The organism is Mesorhizobium sp. M7A.F.Ca.ET.027.02.1.1 (assembly GCF_004022985.1).
In the GTDB taxonomy this organism is placed as follows: Bacteria; Pseudomonadota; Alphaproteobacteria; order Rhizobiales; family Rhizobiaceae; genus Mesorhizobium.
Genome location: NZ_RZOL01000853.1, coordinates 1 through 792 on the forward strand (window position 1 = coordinate 1; position 792 = coordinate 792).

Below are 792 nucleotides of genomic sequence, written 5' to 3' on the forward strand. Positions count from 1 at the left end.
GTGAATGGGTTTGCGCTGTTGCGCGGCCTTGCTTCATGCGAAAAGGCCGCATGAGCAGTCAAAACCCCCTCGCCCGCCCACCCGCTGCCAAGAGGAATCGGCCCGTGAACGACAATGAAGAACGCCCGGTCACTATCATCACCGGCCGGGTGTGGAAGAAAAAAGGCGGCAAACCGGAAGGCGTCCACGTCATGCTGGTGGCGCCAGACGACGATTCGGCGGTGCGCCGGGCACTCGAATCGCTTGCCGCCGAAGGGTACGCCGAGGCCGAACTCGACCAGATCGGCGACATGGACGGCATCCCCGACGAAGAGCCGCATATCTCCGCTTTCCAGGGCGCGCTCGAAGGCGAAGTGTCGATCGTTACCTTCGACGTGCCGATCTGACTCCAACCCTCGGTCCAGCTTTCGAATCGACTGCCGAGACGAATCGGCGACCGAGGCATTCCCAGCCGGCAAAATGCGCACTGCCGCTCGAGGAAGGCTGAGTTTGGCTGCTCGGCTTCGGCTTGCCCGGGGCAAGTGTTCTGATAAGAAACCATCACCATCATCAAACAGACGGAGCGGCCGTGTCCCAGCCCATCAAGATAGGCATCGTCGGCGTCGGCAAGATCGTCCGCGACCAGCATCTGCCGGCCCTGGCGAAAGACCAGGACTATCGCCTCATCGCGGCTGCCAGCCGTCACGGCAAGGTGGATGACATCCCGAATTTCCCTGATATCGAAGCCATGCTCGACGCGGTGCCCGAGCTCGAGGCCGTGTCGAGCATGGCTTCGATATCAGGGAAATTCGG

1 protein-coding gene and 1 pseudogene are annotated in these 792 nt (G+C 61.7%); both read left to right on the forward strand.

Annotated elements, in window-relative coordinates; translation table 11 throughout:
• Positions 1 to 104 precede the first annotated feature (104 nt).
• Positions 105 to 386, forward strand: coding sequence for a transcriptional regulator (locus tag EN749_RS36615; RefSeq protein ID WP_013531420.1), 282 nt, complete (start codon positions 105 to 107; stop codon positions 384 to 386).
• A gap of 182 nt (positions 387 to 568) precedes the next feature.
• Positions 569 to 792: pseudogene (locus tag EN749_RS36620) on the forward strand (hypothetical protein); the annotation flags it as partial.